The sequence below is a fragment of the Bradyrhizobium sp. sBnM-33 genome (assembly GCF_032917945.1).
Classification (GTDB): Bacteria; Pseudomonadota; Alphaproteobacteria; order Rhizobiales; family Xanthobacteraceae; genus Bradyrhizobium.
On the sequence record NZ_CP136624.1, the window covers coordinates 8996739 to 9017390 of the forward strand.

The following is a 20652-nucleotide window of genomic DNA, read 5'->3' on the forward strand; positions in this document are numbered from 1 at the left end:
CCCATGGATCACTCAGCATTCCTTGGGATCGACGAGGCCGTCGCTGCGGCCCACGATCTCATAGTTCCCGCCTTTGGCAACAGCGGTATACATCTTCATCTTGCAGTGCCGCTTGCCCGGCACCATCTCGGCCGGTCCGCCCGGGCCTTCCGCGATCTTGGCGTGATCGAGCGCCGCGGCCACCGCATCGCGGTCGATCTTGCCGGCTTCCTTGACCGCCGCTTCCCATAGCTTCAGCCCGCGATAGGTGCCGGTCGCCGCGCTGCCGGCGGCGAACAGGAAGTTGCCGGGGAAATCCTTCTCGTAGGCCGCCTGGATCTTGGCGCTGACCGGATCGTCCTTCGTCAGCGCCTTGAAGTAGTCGAGACAGCTTGCAAGGCCCTCGATCTCGCTGGCCTGATTGATGTTGAGCGTATTCTCGTCATAGTACACGCAGGCCAGCCGTCCCCCATTCTTCAGGAAGCCGGCCTCGTAGAGCTGCTTGAAGAACGGACCGACACCGGGAGGGATTACGGTGTTAAAGACGACATCGACCTTGTTGGAGATGATGCGGTTGACGGTGGCTGAGAAGTCGACCTGGTCGAGCGGGTAGTACTCCTCGAATACGACCTCGCCACCGCTGGATTCAATCACTTTGCGCGCATAGACGTTGAGCGTGTGCGGCCAGACATAGTTCGCGCTTGGCAGCGCAAACTTCTTGCCGCCGTTCTTGATCAGCCAGGGGATGAACTCGTCGCATTGCTGGGCCGGAGTCGGGCCGGTGCAGAATAGATTGGCCGTGCATTCCTTGCCTTCGTAAAGCTGCGGATAGATATACAGCGTCTTGCCACGCGCCACGATCGGATCCTTGATCGCGTTGCGCATCGAACTGGTGATGCCGCCGAGCACCATGTCGACCTTGTCGCGCTGGATCAGCTTGCGAACGTTGCCGACGGCGACCGATTCGTTGGAGGCGGTATCCTCGATATAGAGCTCGAGCGGCCGGCCGAGCAGGCCGCCGGCAGCGTTGATCTGCTTGATGACCATCTTGGCGACATTGGCGTCGGCATTGCCGGCATAGGCGATCGGGCCGGTCAGGTCGGTTGCGATGCCAACCTTGATCGGGCCTTCGGCGGCATTGGCCCAGTCGGGCCTGACCACCCAGCTACCGACCCCGGTCGCAATGGCGCCGGTGGTGAAAGCAAAGCCGCTGAGGAAACGACGACGCGTCAAATCAAAGCGATCGGCAAACATGCGACTAAACCCCTTTTCCAGCGATGAGGCCTTGCGGCCGGAATTTGATGAAGACGATGGCAAGTACGAAGACGAGAACGTCGGCGACCACGGGCGCCATGACCCAGGGCAGCGCCGCGCTGAGCGTTCCGATCAAGCCGGCTCCGGCGACCGGCCCGATAAACGATCCGACGCCGCCGACCATGACGGCGACAAAGCCCTGAATCAGGAAGCGAATGCCGAGGTCGGCGAACAGGCTGAACACGGGCACGATCAACGCGCCGGCAAGCCCCGCCAGCGCGGCGCCGAAGGCAAACGTGGCGCCGTAGATCAGGGGCGTCGAGATTCCCGACACCCGCGCCAGCGCGGGATTTTCCAACGTCGCGCGCACACGAAGGCCGAAGCTGGTCCGCGACAGCAACAGAAAGCAGCCGCCCATCACCAGCAGCGTGATGATGATAATCGTGAAGCGCCACGTCGAAATGTGCATCGTGCCAATATCGATCGAGCCGCCGATCGGCTCCGGCACGGTCAGATAGAAACCGCCGATCAGGCCGCGCACGCTCTCGCGAATGATCAGGCCCAGCGCATAGGTGCCAAGCATCGCCACGATGGGCGCGGCGTAGAAGCGCCGGATGATGAGCGCCTCCAGCACGAAACCAATGCCGCCAACTATGAATGGCGCGGCCGCCATGCCCGCCCAGATCGGAATCCCGCGGCTATGCGCCAGATAGGTAACGTAAGCGCCGAGCAGGACGAACTCGCCCTGCGCGAAGTTGAAAATTCCCATCATGCTGGCAATGATCCCGAGCCCCAGCACGACCAGAACGATGATCGCGCCGAAACTCAGGATCTCGAATGCCGTGACGAATGCGCTAGCCATGTCCTATGTCCAGCCGGCCTGCAACGATGAACCTCTCACATCTTCTTCCAGTCGCCGATCTGCTCGAAGGCGTGCGCGGCGCGATAGATCGTCGATTCCTCGAACATCCGGCCGACCAGCATCAGCCCGACGGGCAGGCCGTCGACCATGCCGCAGGGCAGTGACATTGCAGGATGATGCGTGATGTCGAACGGCGCGGTGTTGGCAATCATCTCGAGCGCCCGCGCCACATAATCCTCGCGGCTCGCATTGGCCGGCGGCAACGGCGTCGCCTTCATCGGCGTCGTCGGCAGCAGCAGGAGATCGTAATCCTTGAACGCCTTGTCATAGGCGGCGGTCAACCGCCGTGAGATGTTGAGCGCCTTGCCGTAGTAGCGCGGCCCGAAATTGTTGTTGATGTAAGTGCCTAGCAGCAGGAACAGCTTCGTGGTCTCCGAGAGCGAGTCGGCCTGCCGTCGCCAGCCGCGATGGAAGTCCATCAGCGAGGTCGAATAGAGGTCGCCACGGCTCAGTCCGTAACCGTCGCCATACATCATGGTCTGCGTCATGCCTTCGGTGCCGATCGGCGTCCAGATCGCAGGCCCCATCAGATGCATCGGAATCGAGACCTGCTCGACGATGGCGCCGAGGTCGCGGAAGCGCTTCGCCGCCTCTCGCACGCTCTCATTGACCGCCAGCTCGGCTGTCGGCTGTTCGAAGCCTTCCTTCAGGATGCCGATCTTCATCCCTTTGATGCCGCCGCCGAGCGCCTTGGTGTACTCCTCGACCTTCGGAGCCTTGATACGCGGATCGTAGCCATCGTCGCCGGCGATCACCTCCAGCAGCAGCGCGTTGTCCGCCACCGTCGCCGTCATTGGGCCGGTGTGGTCGACGAAGATTTCGATTGGCATGATCCCGGTGTATGGCACCAACCCCCAGGTCGGCTTCATGCCGTAGATGCCGCAGAACGAGGACGGCATGCGGATCGAACCGCCCTGGTCACCGCCGATCGCCATGTCGACCTCACCGAGCGCGACGACGACGCCGCTGCCCGACGACGAACCGCCGGCCGAATAGCCCATTTTGTGCGGATTGTGCACAGGCCCTACCGCGCCGGTGTGGCTGCCGCCGGACATGCAGAAGGATTCGCAGTGAACCTTGCCGGCGATCTCGGCGCCCGCATCGAGCATGCGGGTGACGATGGTGGCGTCGAAATCGGGCACGTAGCCTTCCAGCGTCGCCGATCCGTTCATCATCGGCACGCCCGCCAGCATGATGTTGTCCTTCAGAGCCACCGTCTTGCCCTTGAGCTTGCCGGAAGCGGCGCCCTTCACGGTCGACTTGCGGTACCAGGCGTTGCGCGGGTTTTCCTCCGGCTGCGGCCGGTAGCCGGGCGTGCGCGGATATTTCACCGGCGGCACCTCGTCCGGCATGGCTGCCACGAGATTGTAGGCGTCGATCGAGCCCTGCATCAGGCCGCGAAACGATGCCACATCTTCCTCGGTCAACGAGAGGCCGCATTGCTCCGCGACCGCACGAAGTTGGGTTGGGGTTGGTAGGACGACTGACACGACTCTCTCCTGAAGCTTATTGATCCCTGGGCGTGCAGCCGGCGGCCCGCTTATCGCGTGCGAACCGTGGCTTTTGCGCGGGTATTCAAACGGAAATATTTTCCTTTTCAAGCATTATTTCGGATTTCGACTGAAGAAGATTGTTCCGTCGTTGCTAGATTGCCTTGATCACCTTGAAGTCGAGGCCATCGGCCTCGGCGAGATACATCTGCATCCGAACACGACCATCGCGGACGATCACCGGTCCGCGCGCGCCGCTATAAACGACATTGCGCCCCGCCGCGAACAAGGGCCCCATCGCCAGCGTGCCGGCCTGGTTGGCAGCGGCTTCAAGAAAGCGCAACCCTTCATAGTTGGATTGACCGAGCGAGCCGATCGGCGGGGCATTTGGACCGAACATCGCGCGATAGCCGCCCATGAATTCGTCATTGGCGCGCGAGCCGACACAGGGAAAGTAGCCGGACGCGCAGAACAGGTTCTCGCTGTTGTCGGCGCCGATGCCGAGCAACACGGTTTCGTCCATCGCTCCGGCGAACCGCAGCATGGTGGCGGCGAGCCCGGATTCGCCGAAGGCGCGATTGAAGGTGATACTGTCGGTTCCGATCAGGGAGATCAGCACAACGTCGGGTCGCGCGGTGCGAATGCGCGCCAGATGCGGCTCGTGATTGTCCTCGCCGAGCGGGACGAACTCCTCGCCGACAACGTGGCCGCCGGCTTCCTTGATGTACCGCTTCACCGCGCGATGCGACTGCCAGGGCCAGACATAATCGCTGCCTATCAGATACCAGCGCGCGGCCTTCTTGACCTCGCTGAGCCAATGGATCGACGGCCGGATCTGCCAGCGCGGCGTCTCGCCGATCGCCATCACGCCCGGCGTCTGTTCGCCGCCTTCGTAAACGGGGGTGTAGACATAGGGCACGCGGCCACGTGTAATCTTGCGCAAAGCCACACGGACCGCGCTGGTGTGCAATCCAACAATGAGATCGACTTCGTCGAACCCGATTGCCTGTTCGGCGCGACGCAGGACGTCCTCGAGCGGCCCGCCTGCATCGTAGATCGAAAGCTCGATCTCGCGTCCAAGGATACCGCCGCGCTTGTTGATCTCCGCGACCGCAAGCTGCGCACTGCTCGTGGCGGATGGGCCCCAAACCCCGGGAGAGCCGGTGCAGCATATGAAGCCCCCGATCCGAAGCCTGTTCCCGGCGCCGCGCCGCCTGAAGAAGGCATGATCGTCCGGCGACAAGGCGCGACCATCCGCCGCCGCCGACAGGTTTCGAAACAGCAACTGCGGCGGAAACGTAGGGCCACCGGAAGCCGGGAAGTTTACCGTCGAACGCACGCCAACTCCTGTCTGGCACCAGACCAAAACACATCCAGCGGGCGGCCGCGGCATCCGCCCTTCTTAGTTGGAGAAATATCTTATTGGAAAATATTGAATATTCAACAATTGAAGTGCATATAGAAACGGCACTCGTTGCCGGACATTCACTCACATTCGGATCAAGACGAAGTCTCAGCCGTGGCCAAACCGCCGAAAGACAATTCCCCCATCACCGAACACCTCGCCTATTTGCTCGCGCAAGCCAACCGGGAGATCAACCGGCAGCTGGAAATGCGCTTGAGCAAGGAAGGCGTGCCTGTCGAGCAATGGCGCATCCTTAAAGTTCTGTCCGATGGCAACGGCCATTCCATGGGCGAGCTTGCGGACGCGGTGCTGCTCAACCATCCCACGCTGACCAAGATGGTCGACCGCATGGTGTCAGACGCGCTGGTCTACCGCGTTCAGGACCCCAAGGACCGCCGCAAGGTCCTGATGTTCGTGTCCGACCGCGGCAAGGCGCTGAGCAAGCGGCTGAACTCGCTGGCGGTGAGCCAGGAAGAGCACATCGTCGAGAGCTATGGCGACAAATCGACCACCGAGCTCAAGCGCCTGCTCGAGAGCCTGATCGACAGCTCGAACTAGAGGATGATCCGCGCCTTCGCAGCGGTCAGCTAAATTCGCGTAGGCATTCCATCGTCATGGCCCGCGAAGGCCAGGCGTCCGGTACTCCGAGACAATTTGCATGTGCGGAAGCCGCGCTGCGTACTGCATCATCCGCTTTCGCGGATGATGCGTCAGCGCTCAATCGCGCGCACGTTGCGCTCAGGCGTACTTGCCGTGGCAGTGCTTGTACTTCCTGCCGCTTCCGCAGGGACAATCCTCGTTGCGGCCGACCTTGCCCCAGCTTGCGGGGTTTTTCGGATCGCGATCGGCGGCCGGAGCCTGGGGCACCAGCGAGGCGTTGGCAAAGGCCATCTCGTCTTCGCCGGTATTGGGATCGAACTTGTGCGCTTCCATCGCCGGCAGCACCGGCTGCTGCTCTTCCGGCGGCACGATCTCGACGCGCATCAATTGCGCCGTCACCGCCTCGCGCAGATGCGCGGTCATTGCTTCATACAGGCCGAAGGCTTCCGACTTGTATTCCTGCAAGGGGTCGCGCTGGCCATAGCCGCGCAGGCCGATCACCTGGCGCAGATGATCGAGCATGATCAGGTGCTCGCGCCAGAGGTGATCGAGCGTCTGCAAGAGGATGGTTTTCTCGACGTAGCGCATCACGTCGGGACCCCATTGCGCGACCTTGGCCGCCATATGCTCGTCGACGCGCTGCTCGATCCGCGTCAGCAATTCCTCGTCGGCAATGCCTTCCTCCTTGGCCCATTCATCGACCGGCAGATCGATGTCGAGCACGCGCTTCAATTCTTCCCTGAGGCCGGCGACATCCCACTGCTCGGCATAGGCATGCTCGGGCACGTGCTTGGCGACGATGTCGTCGATGAAGTCGTGACGCATATCGGTGACCATTTCGGCCACGCTGTCGCTCCTCATCAACTCGACGCGCTGGTCGAAGATCACCTTGCGCTGGTCGTTCTGGACGTTGTCGAACTTGAGCAGGTTCTTGCGGATATCGAAGTTGCGCGCCTCGACCTTCTGCTGCGCCTTCTCCAGCGCCTTGTTGATCCACGGATGGATGATGGCCTCGCCTTCCTGAAGGCCAAGCCGCTGCAGCATGGTGTCGAGCCGGTCGGAGCCGAAGATCCGCATCAGATCGTCTTCCAGCGACAGGAAGAATTTCGAGCGCCCGGGATCGCCCTGGCGGCCGGAGCGGCCGCGGAGCTGGTTGTCGATGCGTCGGGATTCATGGCGCTCCGAGCCTATGATGTAGAGCCCGCCGGGCTTGGTCACGGTCTTGGCCGCCTTTGAGCCCTTGGCAGGCTCGAGCTCCACCACTTCCTCAGCCTTCAGCACGATCTCGCGGAAGCGCTCGATGTCGGCCTTGATCTGTTCGATCTTCTTGGCCTTCTCGGTCTCGTCGGTGATGTCGGCGGTCTCCTGAAGGATCCGCATCTCGAGCGAGCCGCCGAGCTTGATGTCGGTACCGCGGCCGGCCATGTTGGTCGCGATCGTGATCGCGCCGGGCACGCCGGCCTCGGCGACGATATAGGCTTCCTGTTCGTGGAAGCGCGCGTTCAGCACCGCAAACAGTTTTGCCGGCTTGCCGGCGCGCGCCGCGGCATAGAGCTTCTCCAGCGCGGCATCATTGCCGAAATCGATCTGCTTGTAGCCGTGCTTCTTCAGATAGTCGGCCAGCACTTCCGACTTTTCGATCGAGGCGGTGCCGACCAGCACCGGCTGCAGCCGTGCATTGGCGCGCTCGATCTCGGCCAGGATGGCGGCGTATTTCTCGGTCTGGGTGCGGTAGACCTCGTCGTCCTCGTCGAGACGCGCCACCGGCAGATTAGTCGGGATTTCCACGACCTCAAGCTTGTAGATGTCGAACAATTCGTCGGCTTCGGTCGCGGCCGTACCGGTCATGCCGGCGAGCTTTTCGTACATCCGGAAATAGTTCTGGAAGGTGATCGAGGCCAGCGTCTGGTTTTCCGGCTGGACCTGAACGTGCTCTTTGGCTTCCAGCGCCTGGTGCAAGCCTTCCGAATAGCGCCGTCCCGGCATCATGCGGCCGGTGAACTCGTCGATGATGATGACTTCGCCGTCGCGGACGATGTAGTCCTTGTCGCGGGTAAACAGCGAATGCGCCCGCAGCGCCTGGTTGATGTGGTGCACGACCGAGACGTTCTCGACGTCGTAGAGCGACTCGCCCTTGAGCTGGCCGGCGTCGCGCAGCAGCGTCTCGATCTTCTCCATGCCGGCTTCGGTCAGCGTCACCGTGCGCTGCTTCTCGTCGACCTCGTAATCGGTCTTGTCGAGCTGGGGGAAGAAGGTGTCGATGGTGTTGTAGAAATCCGAGCGGTCGTCGAGCGGGCCGGAGATGATCAGCGGCGTGCGCGCCTCGTCGATCAGGATCGAGTCGACTTCGTCGACGATGGCGTAGAAATGGCCGCGCTGGACCATGTCCTCCAGCCGGTACTTCATGTTGTCGCGCAGATAATCGAAACCGTATTCGTTGTTAGTGCCGTAGGTGATGTCGCGCGAATAGGCTTCCTTGCGCTCGGCATCGTCGAGACCATGGACAATGACGCCGACAGTGAGCCCGAGGAAATTGTAGATCTGGCCCATCCATGCGCTATCGCGGCGGGCGAGATAGTCGTTGACGGTGACGACATGGACGCCCCGGCCGGCCAGCGCGTTGAGATAGACCGCGAGCGTCGCCACCAGCGTCTTGCCTTCGCCGGTCTTCATCTCGGCGATGTCGCCCTCATGCAGCACGATGCCGCCGATCAACTGGACGTCGAAATGCCGCTGGCCGAGGGTGCGCTTGGCGGCCTCGCGGACGGTCGCGAAGGCGGGAACCAGAATGTCGTCGAGCGTCTTGCCGTCGGCGAGCTGCTGGCGGAACTCGGCGGTGCGGGCTTTCAGGGCCTCATCGGAGAGTTTCGCGAGCTCGGGCTCAAGCGCGTTGATGGCATTGACGCGGGATTGATATCCCTTCACCCGCCGGTCGTTGGCGGAGCCGAAAAACTTGCGGGCGAGCGCGCCGATCATGCCAATTCCTGCCTTTGCCGTTACTTGCGTTGCAAGCCGTGATGGACCGCCAAATTGCCTATCAACTCACCGTGACGCACGGCGGCAAATACCCCGTTCCGGGGCGTCATCCGCCTAATGAGTGGGAATTAAGCAATCCAAGGTTCAACAGCAAAAAACGCAGCAAAATAAGCGCTATCGCCGCTGAACGATCCGGCACAGATATGGCCGGGTTAGGGCCTTGTCAACGTGGGTCCATATGTCAAGGAATTCATCATTTTGACAGACTTTTCGCGTTGCCAAGGCCCCATGATTGGGCGAGTGTCCCGCCGCCTTTGGCGCCCCTCTTCAAGACAAGGATTTTCCATGACCACCTCGTTCCCGGAAACGAAAACCGGCCTGCGCTTCGGCACGGCCGCCGCCTCACGGGGTTCTTTGGCCGCAATGGCCTGTTTGGCTGCGGTTCTTGCCGCCGGCCTGCCGGTTCGCGCCCAGGACAACCCCGTTCTCGCCAAGGTTAACGGTGCGGAGATCCGCCAGAGCGACGTCGCGCTGGCGGAAGAGGAACTCGGCCCCAGCCTCGCGCAAATGGACCCGGCGACCAAGAAGGACAATGTGCTGGCCTTCCTGATCGACCTGAAGATCGTCGCCAAGGCCGCCGAGGACAAGAAGGTCGAGAATTCCGAGGACTTCAAGAAGCGCCTGGCGTTCACGCGCAGCCGCCTGCTGATGGACAGCCTGCTCGCTACCGAGGGCAAGGCAGCGACCACCGAAGCGGCCATGAAGCAGGTCTATGAAGAGGCGTCCAAGCAGATCACCGGCGAAGCGGAAGTCCACGCCCGGCACATCCTCGTCGAGACCGAGGACGAGGCCAAGGCGATCGCGGAAGAGCTGAAGAAGGGCGGCGACTTCGCCGAATTGGCGAAGAAGAAGTCCAAGGACCCCGGCGCCTCCGATGGCGGCGATCTCGGCTTCTTCACCAAGGAACAGATGGTGCCGGAATTCTCCGCTGTCGCCTTCGCGCTCGAACCCGGCAAGATCTCCGATCCCGTCAAGTCGCAATTCGGCTGGCACCTCATCAAGGTCGAGGAAAAGCGCGCCCGCAAGGCGCCCGAGTTCGAGCAGGTCAAGGCCCAGATCGAGACCTATGTGACGCGCAAGGCGCAGGCCGAATACGTCGCCAAGCTGCGCGAAGCTGCCAAGGTCGAGCGCATGGACAAGCCGGCCGAGGCCACCAAGCCGGATGCCGCAAAGCCCGCGGATTCCAAGATGGCGCCGGCGAAGAAGTAAATCGACTTCGCACCCAGACTTCAGTAATGAGACGTGATGCCCGGCCCTGTGCCGGGCATCCACGTCTTAAGAGCTTCATTGATTGCTGCTGAAGACGTGGACGGCCGGGAGCGCAGACAAGTGTAAGTAGTCTGCGCAGAAGCAGGCCACTGTGCCCGGCCATGACGATCGAATTTGATCCCAGCTCGGATTCTGGCCCATGTCCACTACCGTCTCTCCCCTCGCCCCGACCGATGTCCCCGAGATGCCCGCGATTGCGGGCGTGAAGCTTGCGACGGCGGCCGCCGGCATCCGCTACAAGGGGCGCACCGACGTGCTGCTCGCCGTCATGGACAAGGGCACCACGGTTGCCGGCGTGTTCACCAAATCGAAATGCCCGTCTGCGCCGGTGGAATGGTGCCGCGCCAAACTCGGCCGCGGCGCCCGCGCGCTGGTGGTCAATTCCGGCAACGCCAACGCGTTCACCGGCAAGACCGGCCGCCAGTCGACGGCACTGACGGCCTCGATCGCCGCAAAAGCTGTCGGCTGCAGCGCCAACGAGGTGTTTCTTGCCTCTACCGGGGTGATCGGCGAGCCGCTCGATGCCACCAAGTTCAACGGCGTGCTTGGCACGCTCGCCGAGCAAGCTGCGCCGGACGAATGGATGGCCGCAGCCAAGGCCATCATGACAACTGATACCTTCCCGAAGGTCGCGACCGCCACGGTGAAGCTCGGCAAGACCAAGGTCACGATCAACGGCATGGCCAAGGGCGCCGGCATGATCGCGCCCGACATGGCGACCATGCTGTCTTTCGTGTTCACCGACGCGCCGCTGTCGTCCGCCGTGCTGCAGTCGCTGCTCAAGAGCGGCGTCGAAGACACTTTCAATGCCATCACCATCGACAGCGATACCTCGACCTCGGATACGCTCTTGGCCTTCGCCACCGGCGCGGCTGCTGCCGATGGCGCGCCGAAGATCAACCGCGCCAGCGATCCGCGCCTGAATGCGTTTGCCAAGGCCTTCCAGGGTGTGCTGGCCAACCTTGCCGAACAGGTGGCCCGCGACGGCGAAGGCGCGCGCAAGTTGGTCGAGGTGATCGTCGAAGGCGCGACCACCAAGAACTCCGCGCGCAAGATCGCCATGTCGATCGCGAATTCGCCGCTGGTGAAGACCGCGATCGCCGGCGAGGATGCCAATTGGGGCCGCGTGGTGATGGCGGTCGGCAAGGCCGGCGAGCCCGCCAACCGCGACAAGCTTTCGATCTCGTTCAACGGCATTCGCGTCGCCAAGAGCGGCGCGCGCGATCCGTCCTACAACGAGGCGGAGGTTTCCGAGGTGATGAAGAACCCCAAGATCCAGATCAAGGTCGCGCTTGGCCTCGGCAAGGGCCGCGACCGCGTGCTGACCTGCGACCTCACCAAGGAATATGTCGCGATCAATGGCGATTACCGTTCGTAAGCGAGAAAGCGGCGCATGGCTGACATCAAGCTTACTCTGGTCGTCGCCTGCGCCCTCGTCGATACCGACAAGCGCGTGCTGATCACGCAGCGGCCGGAAGGCAAGGCGCTCGCGGGTTTGTGGGAATTTCCCGGCGGCAAGGTCGAGCCCGGCGAGCGGCCGGAGCAGACCTTGATCCGCGAACTGCATGAGGAGATCGGAATCGATGTCAGCGAGCCCTGCCTGGCGCCGCTGACCTTTGCCAGCTACGCCTACGAAAGCTTTCATCTGTTGATGCCGCTCTACATCTGCCGGCGCTGGGAAGGCATGGTGATAGCGCGCGAGGGCCAGCAACTGGCCTGGGTCCGCGCCAACAGACTGCGCGATTACCCGATGCCGCCCGCGGACATTCCGCTGATCCCGCATCTGATCGACTTGTTGATGTGATGGACGGCGTTCCCCGGATGCTGCGCAGCACGAAGTGATGCGCTGCTGTTCCGGGGTCCATCGTGGGTCCCGGCTCTGCGGTGCACCGCTGAAGAAGCGCTGCACCGCGTCCGGGACACGATCAGCCCTGTGGCTTCCCCTTCGCTGCCGCTTCCAAACTCGCTTTCGCCGAACCCGGCCGCAGCGCCTCTTCGGCGGCACGCAGAGCCCAGACACAAAAACGCGAAAACAACCCCATGCAAAGTAGAATGGGCCGGCTCGCCGCACTCGTGCTGCTTGCGTCCGGGGCACGAGAAGAAAAATGGTCCGTCGTCACGGCCCAACCTACGGTGTGGACTCATAACGCGCAGCAAACCACAGCCGAATGGATGAAAGCTGGACGAAGGCAAGGTAATTGGCGGCGAGCTTGTCGTGGCGTGTCGCGACCCGATGATATCGCTTGGTCCGATCGAAGAACCGTTCGACTCTGTTAGGAGCGCGGTAGAGATAAGGGGCTGAAGCAGATTGCCCACGCGGCTTGTTGGGCAGGCATCGCTATGGCAACCCATTCACAATCGGCGAGTTCATAGCCCATGATCAGAGCCCCCCATTTCGGAGTTTGGATCACAGGCGTCCGGCCACACGCAACGCGCCTGGTCCTGGCTCGGATTCGGCGCTTTCGGGGTAAAGCCAACATCGACTGGTCCACACGCGCCGGCGAATCTGTCGAAAATGACCCAGATGTATGGTCCGGCCGTGCGGTGCAAGAAGATTTCGACGATCCGGTAGATGCGGTCTTGCATCAATGTATCCGGCCTCTGCTTGGAGCGCAGTGCTCCGGGCCATCATGGATATCAGCGCGCATGTGATCTGGTTAGCGGACAGGCCTCGACCGGGCCATTTGGGTCACCAGTGTTCGCATGCGCCGGGAAGACCGATTCTCCATCGTCGTCTCATCTTCTCGCAGACCTCGGCGGGTAAGGGTGTTGTTACGTCATCGATAGCTCCTCACTTCGCGCTGTTCCTTTGTTCGTGCCTGGCGGTCGTTCCTTCGTCCCGGCCTGCGCGCGCAGACGCGCCGCGCGCAGGGGTCGTCAAGGCCGGCCGTCGTGCTTTCCTGACGTCTTGCTCTCTGCTGCCAGGCTGCGCCTTGACGGCCCCGCGCACGGCGCGAGGGTCAAGCAGGTTGGGACGCTGTCTCCTCCGTCTTGACGCTCGCGAAGGCGCGTCCCTTGTTGAGGACCGCCCAGGCAATTCGGGCGAGTTTGTTAGCGAGCGCAATCGCCAGCACGTTGTGATGCAATCGTTTCTTGGCGGCTCGGATCCAAGAGTTGAGGCCATAGCGCTCCCAACACCTGATCTTGACCAGCACAACCCAAGCGGCTTGCACGAACAGCGCGCGCAGGTCGCGATTGCCGCGCCTTGATATACTGCCGAGGATCGTGCGGTCGCCGGTCGATGTCTGCTTCGGCACAAGTCCAAGCCAGGCGCCGAAGTCGCGGCCTTTCGAGAACACGTCTCCAGCGCCGATCGCGGCCACCATTGCGCTCGAGATGATCGGGCCAATACCAGGCACCGTCATCAGTCGCCGGCAGGCCTCATCTTGATGGGCTAGTGTTTCGATCTCGCTAGATAGCCTCTCGATACGCTGATCCAGCCGGCGCCAGTCTTCCACCAGGCCCTCGATGATGAGCGACATGCGAGGCGAGAGCACATCGATGCGTGTCGCCAAGATGCCCGGCAACTCGAACCGCAGGGAATGCAGGCCTTGCCGCACGGCGATGCCCCGCTCCAGCAGGAACGCACGGATCTGATTGATGACGCCGGTACGCTGACCGACCAATCGATAGCGGACGCGGTGCAGTGCCTGAAGGTCGAGCTGTTCGGCGGTCTTGGTCGCGACGAACTTCATCGTCGGGCGTTGGACCGCCTCGGCGATGGCTTCCGCATCTCGGAAGTCATTCTTCTGTCCCTTCGAATACGGGCGCACGTACTTCGCCGGCATCAGGCGGGCGTCGTGGCCAAGCATCTGGAGTTTGCGGCTGAGATGATGGGCGCCTACGCAGGCCTCCATACCGATCAAGCACGGCGGCAGGTTGGCGAGCCGCGTTTCCACCTGGCCGCGTGACCACTTCTGCCGCAGCACGATGGCACCGCGGTGATCATGACCCACGATGTGGAGCGAGTTTTTGCCAATATCGATGCCGATCACGGCGATCGCTGCGTTGATTTTCTGAGACATGGCGTGCTCCTTGTCTTGAGCGCCCCTTGCCAGCTTCTCGTGCTGGCAGGGCCGGAGCACGGCCGGACCATCCCATTAGCAGACCAGACCTCAGGAGGTGGTACTTCGGGTTCGCAGCCTCGCGGGGCCTCTATCGGTGGATGGCGGCCTTCGCGGGCGAACTTGGTTGAGGTCAGGTTTGCGCAGCGGTTCTTTGACTTGCGGGTCGCGCCACAGACCCAAGGGCTTCGGTTACAGCTCCCATCGAACGATCTCTCCGTCGTTCATAGGTGCATCGGCCCGCCGTCCGCGTTTTAGAACCGCCCCTAGCGGTTTGCGTCATCCCCGGGTTGACTGCGGCTTCAGTTCGTTATCGCAGCTTGCCGAGCCAGAGCGCGGCTAGCGTCGCGCGGTTGCGCACGCCGAACTTGGCGTAGATCGACTTGACGTGGAAGTGCGTGGTGTTCGGACTTTGGTCAAACTTCCGCGCAATCTCCTTTTCCGCGTGCCCGTCGAGCAGTGCGAGCAATACCCTGCGCTCAGCGGGTGTCAGGGCCGCGTCGGCGATGAGCAGGCCGTGGCTGAGCAGTTGTTGACGGTGAAACCATCTCAACCCCCGCATCGTGAAGCCCAGGCGCTGGCCGTCGTGCGCCGAGAAGCGAGGTGCCTGTGCATCGCGAAACACGAACAGGCGGATCCTCACGTCGTCATTGAGCGCAATGCGCACTGAAATGCTGTCGGCGAATCCGACGTCCAAATAGTGCCGACGATAATGCTCGCCCTCGAACCATTCCGGCGGCAGCGCTTCGAACAGCAGGCGGACACGGAACGGCTCATCTCCCGACGCGGAAAGAATCTGAGACAGGTCGACGTTGTCGGACCAGAGCGTATCGTACTGCTTCTGCACAGATGCCGCCACGGCCGGTATCGGGTCAAGCACCCGGACAAGGCGCGGACGCCAGCCAAGTAAGGGATCGGTCCGCTTCGGCGAAGGCAATCGCACGACCGCACCCCATAGCACATTGCGTGCCGACAACATGGTACGCAGTGCGGACAGCAGGTGTGTCAGCGCGGCGTCGCCGTCGGCGACCGTGAAGTCGGCCAGCTGATCCCACAGTGCATAGACATCTTGGTTTTGCGGATCGATGGGATCCGTGGAGAGATGCATGTTATTCCCAAAGCGTGTGCAGGTCGCCGGCCTGCGCGGGCATGCATAAACGACAACGAACCACCTTTCTAGGTAGTTTTCAGACGCATGACGTGGCGCGATATTCAGCACGGGTGCTGGGAAGACGGGTCCTCCCACCGTGACGACATTGGGAGGCCTGTCGAAGAGCGAACGGTACCGATGGCTTCCCGGCTCTTTCATCCCGTCATGCGCTGCTCCGGTTGCAAAAGCGGGAGCATCGACGTCCCCGAGAGACATCGAGAGATCAAAGATCTCCCGGTGGAGAATTTTTACGACATGACCTTCGTATTTCCAGTGCGATTGATCGCACGATCTAGCGCCTCCGAGACGCGGGTGTCGCTTTTCTTCTCAATACTCACACCCGGAGCGACAATCGGTATTGAGCGGTAAATATCTAAGCTCCTTCTTTTCAAAAAAATCATCGCGGACCCAACTGCCTCAGGAGGTTTTCTTGCAAATTTACAGAAATAAACTTGGTCACACCGACCATGCCATTGCGCGGCTGCCTTTGAGATGGTGGGAGCGCGCCTGCTTCCGGTCAAAGCTGCGCGAGGATATCAGGGACAGATCTGATTTTCTACGCGATGTCGGCATCGACGTGCTTGAAGCGCATGCTGAAGCGTGCCGCTTTTTCTGGCAACCGATCACGCTGAAGCGCCTGCCAATCCTGGATTATTCCCCTGCAACTGCCGCCATCGCGCGGTCAGCCGTCGAGGCCGTTGATTCCAGATATTGTGCTGACAACGCATTAAATCATCAATCTACCGTGGTGTCCTAATAATGAAAAACACTTCGCACCCTTCGGCCGTACTGCCGCCTCTCGCTCCGTTTCACGTCGAAAAGGAAAGGCGAAGCTTCTTCGCTTTTATCACGTCGGCGCTGCACAGCTCACGGCGCCTTCAGGCAGGTCGAATCCTGCGTCAATACGAACACTTGATCGCGCCTTCCGAGCAATCCGCTCCGCGCCAATCTAGCCAGGATTCCGAAACTCGGGAAATGCTCGTCACCAGCAGGCCGCGCTGCGGTCTTGCTGCAGGAGGTCGTTTCCTTGGATAGCCTGATCGCAATCTACATCGCATGGATCGTTGCCCAGACCGATTTGTCGGCTCCCGATCATCCGCCGATCCACTTCGTGACACCGGCGGAAATGGCAATGCGACACGGCTCGCCGGAAAATAGCGGGCTGGAGTTGCAGGCGCTCTATAATCGCAACGAGGGCTCAATTTACCTGCCTCAGGGCTGGCGACCCGATGATCTGCGACAGAAAAGCACTCTGCTGCATGAACTGGTGCACCACGTGCAGAGATCAAACAACATCGTCCTCCCCTGTATTGCTGCTTACGAACGCCAAGCATACGAACTGCAGATCAAATGGCTGCGGGAAGAAGGGGTGACCGATCCGTACGAGCTTATAAAAACCAATGAGCTGGGCATCTACATGGTTAGCGTATGCCGTGACGGGTCATAAAAGCCGAATGGGCCAAGGGACCTGGCTCAATCACTTCGCCTCGTAGTCCGATGCTATCGATTATCTAGCTAGCCGCGGCCACGGATCTCTCGCCATTGTGGATGCAGCGATCATCGCGCGCAACGGGCAATTGCCCCGCTCGTCCGGATGCCCTGTCGCCTATTGCTTCGCTGTGTCGCCAGCTGCAGCGTTCTACCGCGCAGCGGTTTAGTCCTTTGACCCAAAGCCGACCTTGTGCGGTGCACACACCATCGATATGCTCGATCAGTCAGCCAGTGGGGAGCGCCGAACGATGTCCGATATCTCGCGTCGGGATCTGACACTTGGCGCAGCCGGTGCTTACGCTGCGTTTGGACTCGACAAGCCGATCACGTTTGTCGACGCGGCTTACGCTCAACAGTCCGTCACGCAACCTTTTCGCAAATACAAGGTCGGCGACATTGAAGTCTTCTCTCTGATTGATGGCATGCGCGACGTTCCGCTGCGGGAGGGCATGGTCAGGAATGTCAGCGTCGAACAAGTCAAGGCCGCGCTGCGCACTGCCGGTTTTCCCGACAATCAGGCGCCCCTGCGATTTATCGTCATGGCGCTCAAGCTGCGCGATCAAGTGGTCCTGATCGACTCGGGCACGGGCGGTCATCCGATTTATGGTGAGGGGAACGGCCGGCTATTCGAGAGCATGGCGGCGGCGGGCCTTGCCCCCAAGGCAGTCAAAACGATCCTCATCTCCCATCTTCACGGCGACCACATTTATGGTCTCATGAATAATGAGACCAATGCGCAGGTCTTCCCGGATGCCGAAATAGTGGTGCCCGCCGCGGAATTGAAATGGTGGACGCGCCCAGGCGTCGAGTCAATCGATCTCGGACCGACACGCAAAGGCCTCGCCCACCGCATTCAGGCTACAGTGGCGACTTGGAAAAACGTCAGGCCCTTTGAGGGAGAACCAGAACTCCTGCCCGGCGTGCACACCATTCAGGCGCCCGGCCATAGCCCGGGAATGGTCGCGCATCTGGTCACCTCCGGCAGCAAGCAGTTTCTGATCAGCGCTGACGTGGTCAATCTTGCGCCCCACATTTCAACGAATCCCGAGTGGCAGCTTGCTATCGACCAGGATCCGCAAATGGCTGTCGAAACGCGAAGGAAGATCTTCGATCGCGCGGTCGCCGACAAGCTCACCATTTCGGGTACTCACTGGTTGATGCCGAACGTCGGCACACTGGCCAAGGACGGCAACGGCTACGTATTCGCAGCCGAGGGATGATAGCCCCGCGACACTATCTGTTGGCAATTGGAACACGACTGCTGCCCGTAGCGGAGAACCGGTCGGCATCTGAGTCAGCTTTTGACCAAGGCGGACCTTCGGAGAAATGCACGGGCATGTCCGTGTACTATTGATTGGATCGCACAGAGAGAGAATGCACCAAGTCATGAAGATCGATGGAGCCTGTCACTGCGGCGCCGTACGCTATGAGACGGAGGTAAATCCCGACAAAGTAATCATTTGCCACTGCACGGATTGTCAAACGATGTCAGGCGCCCCTTATCGCGTAAACGTGCCCGTTCTCGTCGGAAAGCTCCGCGGCGAACCAAGGCGTTACATCAAGGTGGCTCAAGCGGCGCCAGGATCGCGACGACATTTTGCGGCACATGCGGTACGCCGATCTATTCGTGTGCAGCCGACGATCCGAGGTTTGTGAACTTACGTCTCGGTGGAGTAACCCAGCGCGCGCAGTTGCCGCCGCAACGGCAGGGATTTTGCACCTCCGCAATGCCATGGGCGTATGATATCCGCGCGGTCCCGAAGGGCTGATCTCGGGCGCTGCTAGTATCAAAGCGCAAAATCGTTTTACACCCGAAGAGTAAGGTCATGTCGCCTGTTGGCACCTTTGAGACACTCCCGCCTGTCCTGAGAATGTCCGTTAACCGGAGTAGACGGGAGAAGTCGCCGCGGTGCGGTCAAAGCGACGCGAATGACCCGAAGCTGACACTGAGCAGCCGCATCGACGGCCACGCGCCGATGAAGGATTCAGTCCTGCGGGCGCAGGCCCGCTTCGGCGCGCTGCATCATCCGCCGCCATCGCTCGCTTGTCGGCCCGCCCATAAGCAGGAAGTAGCGGACGATCGCGATCGGCAGCCAAGTCTCCATCGCTTGCCTCAGCGCCGCTACCGGCTTGCCGGACAGCCGCGCATATTCGGATTGCGCGGCCGCATTGACCGCAAGCGGCCGCCGCGGATTGTCGGTGACGTCGAGGGCAAACTCGGTCAGGCTGATGTGAGTGAACCCATGATCGAGGGCCGCAGGCGCGCGGATCGTAAAGGTCCAGTCGATCAGCCGCGGACCGTCCGCCGTCATGATCACGTTTTCAGGGTGGATGTCGCCATGGCACAGCCCGTCCCCCGGCTGCTGCAGGCGGTCGATCAGCGCGAGGATGCCGGAGGCGATGTGCTTGGGCACGATGTCGCCCGAGAGCCTGAAGGCGGTGTCCATCCAGCCGCGTAGATGGAACGCCTCCGGCGGCGGCGACATCCTGTGAACGGACAGGCCGAGGGACGCAAGGATCGCACCCGCCTGGGCGAACGTCACGGCGCCGCTGCGCGTGACCTGCAGCAATGTCGGTCCGTCGAGGCGGCCGAGCACGATGCCGAAGCGTCCGTCGAGCGTCACCTCGCCGAACACCTCCGGCGTTGGCAAGCCGGCGGCGAAGACTGCCTGGGTCATCCGCGCCTCTTGCTGGCCGAGCCGCGGCGGGAAACCTTCCTTGAACAGTTTTACGACCTGACCTGGCGCCCAGGCGTGGATGTCCGCCGTGCCGCCCTGGTTGATCTTCTCCCCGAGGGATCCCCGCATCGCCCGTCCTCCCGCCGGTCGCGACCAAACACCAACGGCGGGCAAAAGAGAACACTCCCGCGATCTTGGCTACCCGCCATGATCGTGGCTTGTCCCCGGCCGCAGCGTTTGCCAGAATCGCGAAGCGACGCGCGGTTTGAGACAAATCCGGTTCTGGCCCGTCGCGACATATTGCGCCGCGGCGCGAGCCTGGTCGCAAACTGGGCAAAGCGGACATAGTCTTCGTCGCGTCACGCCGACGGGTTATGGGTACATGGCCTAATCTCATCCCCCTTGGGTTGTCTACTTGGGAGCAGTTTTCTTCACCGCCGCTTCCAGGCTTGCTTTCGCCGAACCCGGCTTCAACGGCTTTTGCTGGCTCTCATGCGGCGCCCAGCCGGACAGCCAGATCACGTCGAAGGTCGCGCGGATGCGGCCGTCGGTATCGGCAAAGCGTTCGGCGTAAATCTGCGCCATCCGCAACATGGTGGCGCGACGGGTCGGCGTCCGCCGCCGCTCGATCAAAATATTGGTTGCAGCCATCCGCCGGAGATCGGCCATCAGCGAAAACGCGCTGTCGTAGCGCACCACGACGCGATCGAGGTCGGTGACCGGCAGCGCCAAGCCTACACGCTGCAGCAGGCCACCGATATCGCGCAAATCCGCAAACGGCACGACGCGCGGCGACACCCCGCCCTCGCATTCAGCTTCCGCAGCGGCAAAAGATTGTCTGAGCTCCGTCAGCGTATCGCCGCCGATCATCGCCGCCAGCAACAATCCGTCGGGTTTGAGCGCGCGGCGGATCTGCGCCAGCACGCCAGGGAGATCGTTGACGAACTGGAATGCGAGTGCCGAGACGGCAAGGTCGAGCGATTGCGGCGGCAAGTGCAGCGTTTCGGATTGATCGACATCGATCCGGCTGATCGACTGGAAGCGATCGGCGACGGGCTTTCGCAGCAAATCGCCAGGCGTCCAGATATCGGCGACATCGGCAAAATTCCGCATCACCGCCTGCAGCCGCTCCTCCATGTCCTCCCTGACGCGATTAAGCAAGAACGTCACCGGCCCGCCACGCCGCGCGCGTTCCATCCGCGCGCGCAAGAGTGCGCGATCGAACAGGATGGGTGCGGCGGTCGAGCTCGAAACCATGCCGGTTGGTTACGCTGGCCGCCTATCTCTGGCAATGCCGTGCTTGAGCCGCGCGCG

At 61.7% G+C, this 20652-nt stretch carries 16 protein-coding genes and 2 pseudogenes; 8 read left to right on the forward strand and 10 right to left on the reverse strand.

What is annotated here, in order from left to right:
• Positions 1 to 12: 12 nt before the first annotated feature.
• The 4 genes from RX328_RS42370 to RX328_RS42385 all read right to left on the reverse strand — a co-directional run bounded on the left by RX328_RS42370 (position 13) and on the right by RX328_RS42385 (position 4984).
• Positions 13 to 1233 (reverse strand): substrate-binding protein, encoded by a 1221-nt coding sequence (locus RX328_RS42370; RefSeq protein ID WP_213251313.1) that lies wholly within the window; start codon positions 1231 to 1233, stop codon positions 13 to 15.
• 4 nt (positions 1234 to 1237) lie between these two features.
• Complete coding sequence (locus RX328_RS42375; RefSeq protein ID WP_213251314.1) at positions 1238 to 2095, reverse strand: branched-chain amino acid ABC transporter permease; 858 nt, start codon at positions 2093 to 2095, stop codon at positions 1238 to 1240.
• A 35-nt stretch (positions 2096 to 2130) separates the two neighbouring features.
• Entirely contained in the window at positions 2131 to 3645 is a 1515-nt protein-coding gene (locus RX328_RS42380) for an amidase (RefSeq protein WP_213251315.1), read from the reverse strand.
• A gap of 154 nt (positions 3646 to 3799) precedes the next feature.
• The gene (locus tag RX328_RS42385; RefSeq protein WP_312017993.1) at positions 3800 to 4984 is read right to left on the reverse strand and encodes a substrate-binding domain-containing protein; all 1185 of its coding nucleotides are present in this window, start codon (positions 4982 to 4984) and stop codon (positions 3800 to 3802) included.
• Between the two features lie 180 nt (positions 4985 to 5164).
• Here RX328_RS42385 and RX328_RS42390 point away from each other — a divergent pair, with 180 nt between their 5' ends.
• Complete coding sequence (locus RX328_RS42390; RefSeq protein ID WP_213251317.1) at positions 5165 to 5608, forward strand: MarR family winged helix-turn-helix transcriptional regulator; 444 nt, start codon at positions 5165 to 5167, stop codon at positions 5606 to 5608.
• A 180-nt stretch (positions 5609 to 5788) separates the two neighbouring features.
• On the opposite strand, the gene secA is transcribed toward RX328_RS42390, so the two are convergent.
• Positions 5789 to 8626, reverse strand: coding sequence for a preprotein translocase subunit SecA (gene secA / locus RX328_RS42395; RefSeq protein ID WP_213251318.1), 2838 nt, complete (start codon positions 8624 to 8626; stop codon positions 5789 to 5791).
• Between the two features lie 345 nt (positions 8627 to 8971).
• Here secA and RX328_RS42400 point away from each other — a divergent pair, with 345 nt between their 5' ends.
• The 3 genes from RX328_RS42400 to mutT all read left to right on the forward strand — a co-directional run bounded on the left by RX328_RS42400 (position 8972) and on the right by mutT (position 11759).
• A complete protein-coding gene (locus RX328_RS42400) occupies positions 8972 to 9895 on the forward strand; it encodes a peptidylprolyl isomerase (protein WP_213251319.1) in 924 nt (307 codons plus the stop codon).
• A gap of 199 nt (positions 9896 to 10094) precedes the next feature.
• On the forward strand, positions 10095 to 11333 hold the full coding sequence (argJ, locus tag RX328_RS42405; RefSeq protein ID WP_213251320.1) for a bifunctional glutamate N-acetyltransferase/amino-acid acetyltransferase ArgJ: 1239 nt from the start codon (positions 10095 to 10097) through the stop codon (positions 11331 to 11333).
• A 15-nt stretch (positions 11334 to 11348) separates the two neighbouring features.
• The gene (gene mutT, locus RX328_RS42410; protein ID WP_213251321.1) at positions 11349 to 11759 is read left to right on the forward strand and encodes an 8-oxo-dGTP diphosphatase MutT; all 411 of its coding nucleotides are present in this window, start codon (positions 11349 to 11351) and stop codon (positions 11757 to 11759) included.
• 324 nt (positions 11760 to 12083) lie between these two features.
• Here the strand turns inward: mutT and RX328_RS42415 are convergent.
• From RX328_RS42415 to RX328_RS42425, 3 genes and pseudogenes are all read right to left on the reverse strand, one after another.
• Positions 12084 to 12264, reverse strand: a pseudogene (locus RX328_RS42415) (IS5/IS1182 family transposase); the annotation flags it as partial.
• Positions 12265 to 12915: 651 nt separating this feature from the next.
• Entirely contained in the window at positions 12916 to 13980 is a 1065-nt protein-coding gene (locus tag RX328_RS42420; protein ID WP_317258597.1) for an IS110 family transposase, read from the reverse strand.
• 349 nt (positions 13981 to 14329) lie between these two features.
• Positions 14330 to 15127, reverse strand: a complete 798-nt coding sequence (locus RX328_RS42425) for a helix-turn-helix transcriptional regulator (protein ID WP_213253391.1) — start codon at positions 15125 to 15127, stop codon at positions 14330 to 14332.
• A gap of 472 nt (positions 15128 to 15599) precedes the next feature.
• On the opposite strand from RX328_RS42425, the gene RX328_RS42430 reads away from it, so the two are divergent.
• From RX328_RS42430 to RX328_RS44035, 4 genes and pseudogenes are all read left to right on the forward strand, one after another.
• Entirely contained in the window at positions 15600 to 15926 is a 327-nt protein-coding gene (locus RX328_RS42430; protein WP_213253392.1) for a hypothetical protein, read from the forward strand.
• Positions 15927 to 16196: 270 nt separating this feature from the next.
• Entirely contained in the window at positions 16197 to 16616 is a 420-nt protein-coding gene (locus tag RX328_RS42435; protein WP_213253393.1) for a DUF6647 family protein, read from the forward strand.
• Between the two features lie 292 nt (positions 16617 to 16908).
• Positions 16909 to 17880 (forward strand): MBL fold metallo-hydrolase, encoded by a 972-nt coding sequence (locus RX328_RS42440; protein ID WP_213253394.1) that lies wholly within the window; start codon positions 16909 to 16911, stop codon positions 17878 to 17880.
• 265 nt (positions 17881 to 18145) lie between these two features.
• Positions 18146 to 18429: pseudogene (locus RX328_RS44035) on the forward strand (GFA family protein).
• Between the two features lie 216 nt (positions 18430 to 18645).
• Here RX328_RS44035 and RX328_RS42445 read toward each other — a convergent pair.
• Positions 18646 to 19467, reverse strand: a complete 822-nt coding sequence (locus RX328_RS42445) for a phosphotransferase (RefSeq protein ID WP_213253395.1) — start codon at positions 19465 to 19467, stop codon at positions 18646 to 18648.
• Between the two features lie 282 nt (positions 19468 to 19749).
• Positions 19750 to 20595, reverse strand: a complete 846-nt coding sequence (locus tag RX328_RS42450) for a methyltransferase domain-containing protein (RefSeq protein ID WP_213253396.1) — start codon at positions 20593 to 20595, stop codon at positions 19750 to 19752.
• Between the last annotated feature and the right edge of the window lie 57 nt (positions 20596 to 20652).

Excerpts from the sequence above, each read along its gene's own strand:
- mutT (WP_213251321.1), top strand. The coding sequence starts at position 11,349 with ATGGCTGACATCAAGCTTACTCTGGTCGTCGCCTGCGCCCTCGTCGAT.
- RX328_RS42375 (WP_213251314.1), bottom strand. The coding sequence starts at position 2,095 with ATGGCTAGCGCATTCGTCACGGCATTCGAGATCCTGAGTTTCGGCGCG.
- RX328_RS42425 (WP_213253391.1), bottom strand. The coding sequence starts at position 15,127 with ATGCATCTCTCCACGGATCCCATCGATCCGCAAAACCAAGATGTCTAT.
- RX328_RS42420 (WP_317258597.1), bottom strand. The coding sequence starts at position 13,980 with ATGTCTCAGAAAATCAACGCAGCGATCGCCGTGATCGGCATCGATATT.
- RX328_RS42440 (WP_213253394.1), top strand. The coding sequence starts at position 16,909 with ATGTCCGATATCTCGCGTCGGGATCTGACACTTGGCGCAGCCGGTGCT.
- RX328_RS42445 (WP_213253395.1), bottom strand. The coding sequence starts at position 19,467 with ATGCGGGGATCCCTCGGGGAGAAGATCAACCAGGGCGGCACGGCGGAC.
- RX328_RS42400 (WP_213251319.1), top strand. The coding sequence starts at position 8,972 with ATGACCACCTCGTTCCCGGAAACGAAAACCGGCCTGCGCTTCGGCACG.
- argJ (WP_213251320.1), top strand. The coding sequence starts at position 10,095 with ATGTCCACTACCGTCTCTCCCCTCGCCCCGACCGATGTCCCCGAGATG.
- secA (WP_213251318.1), bottom strand. The coding sequence starts at position 8,626 with ATGATCGGCGCGCTCGCCCGCAAGTTTTTCGGCTCCGCCAACGACCGG.
- RX328_RS42450 (WP_213253396.1), bottom strand. The coding sequence starts at position 20,595 with ATGGTTTCGAGCTCGACCGCCGCACCCATCCTGTTCGATCGCGCACTC.
- RX328_RS42370 (WP_213251313.1), bottom strand. The coding sequence starts at position 1,233 with ATGTTTGCCGATCGCTTTGATTTGACGCGTCGTCGTTTCCTCAGCGGC.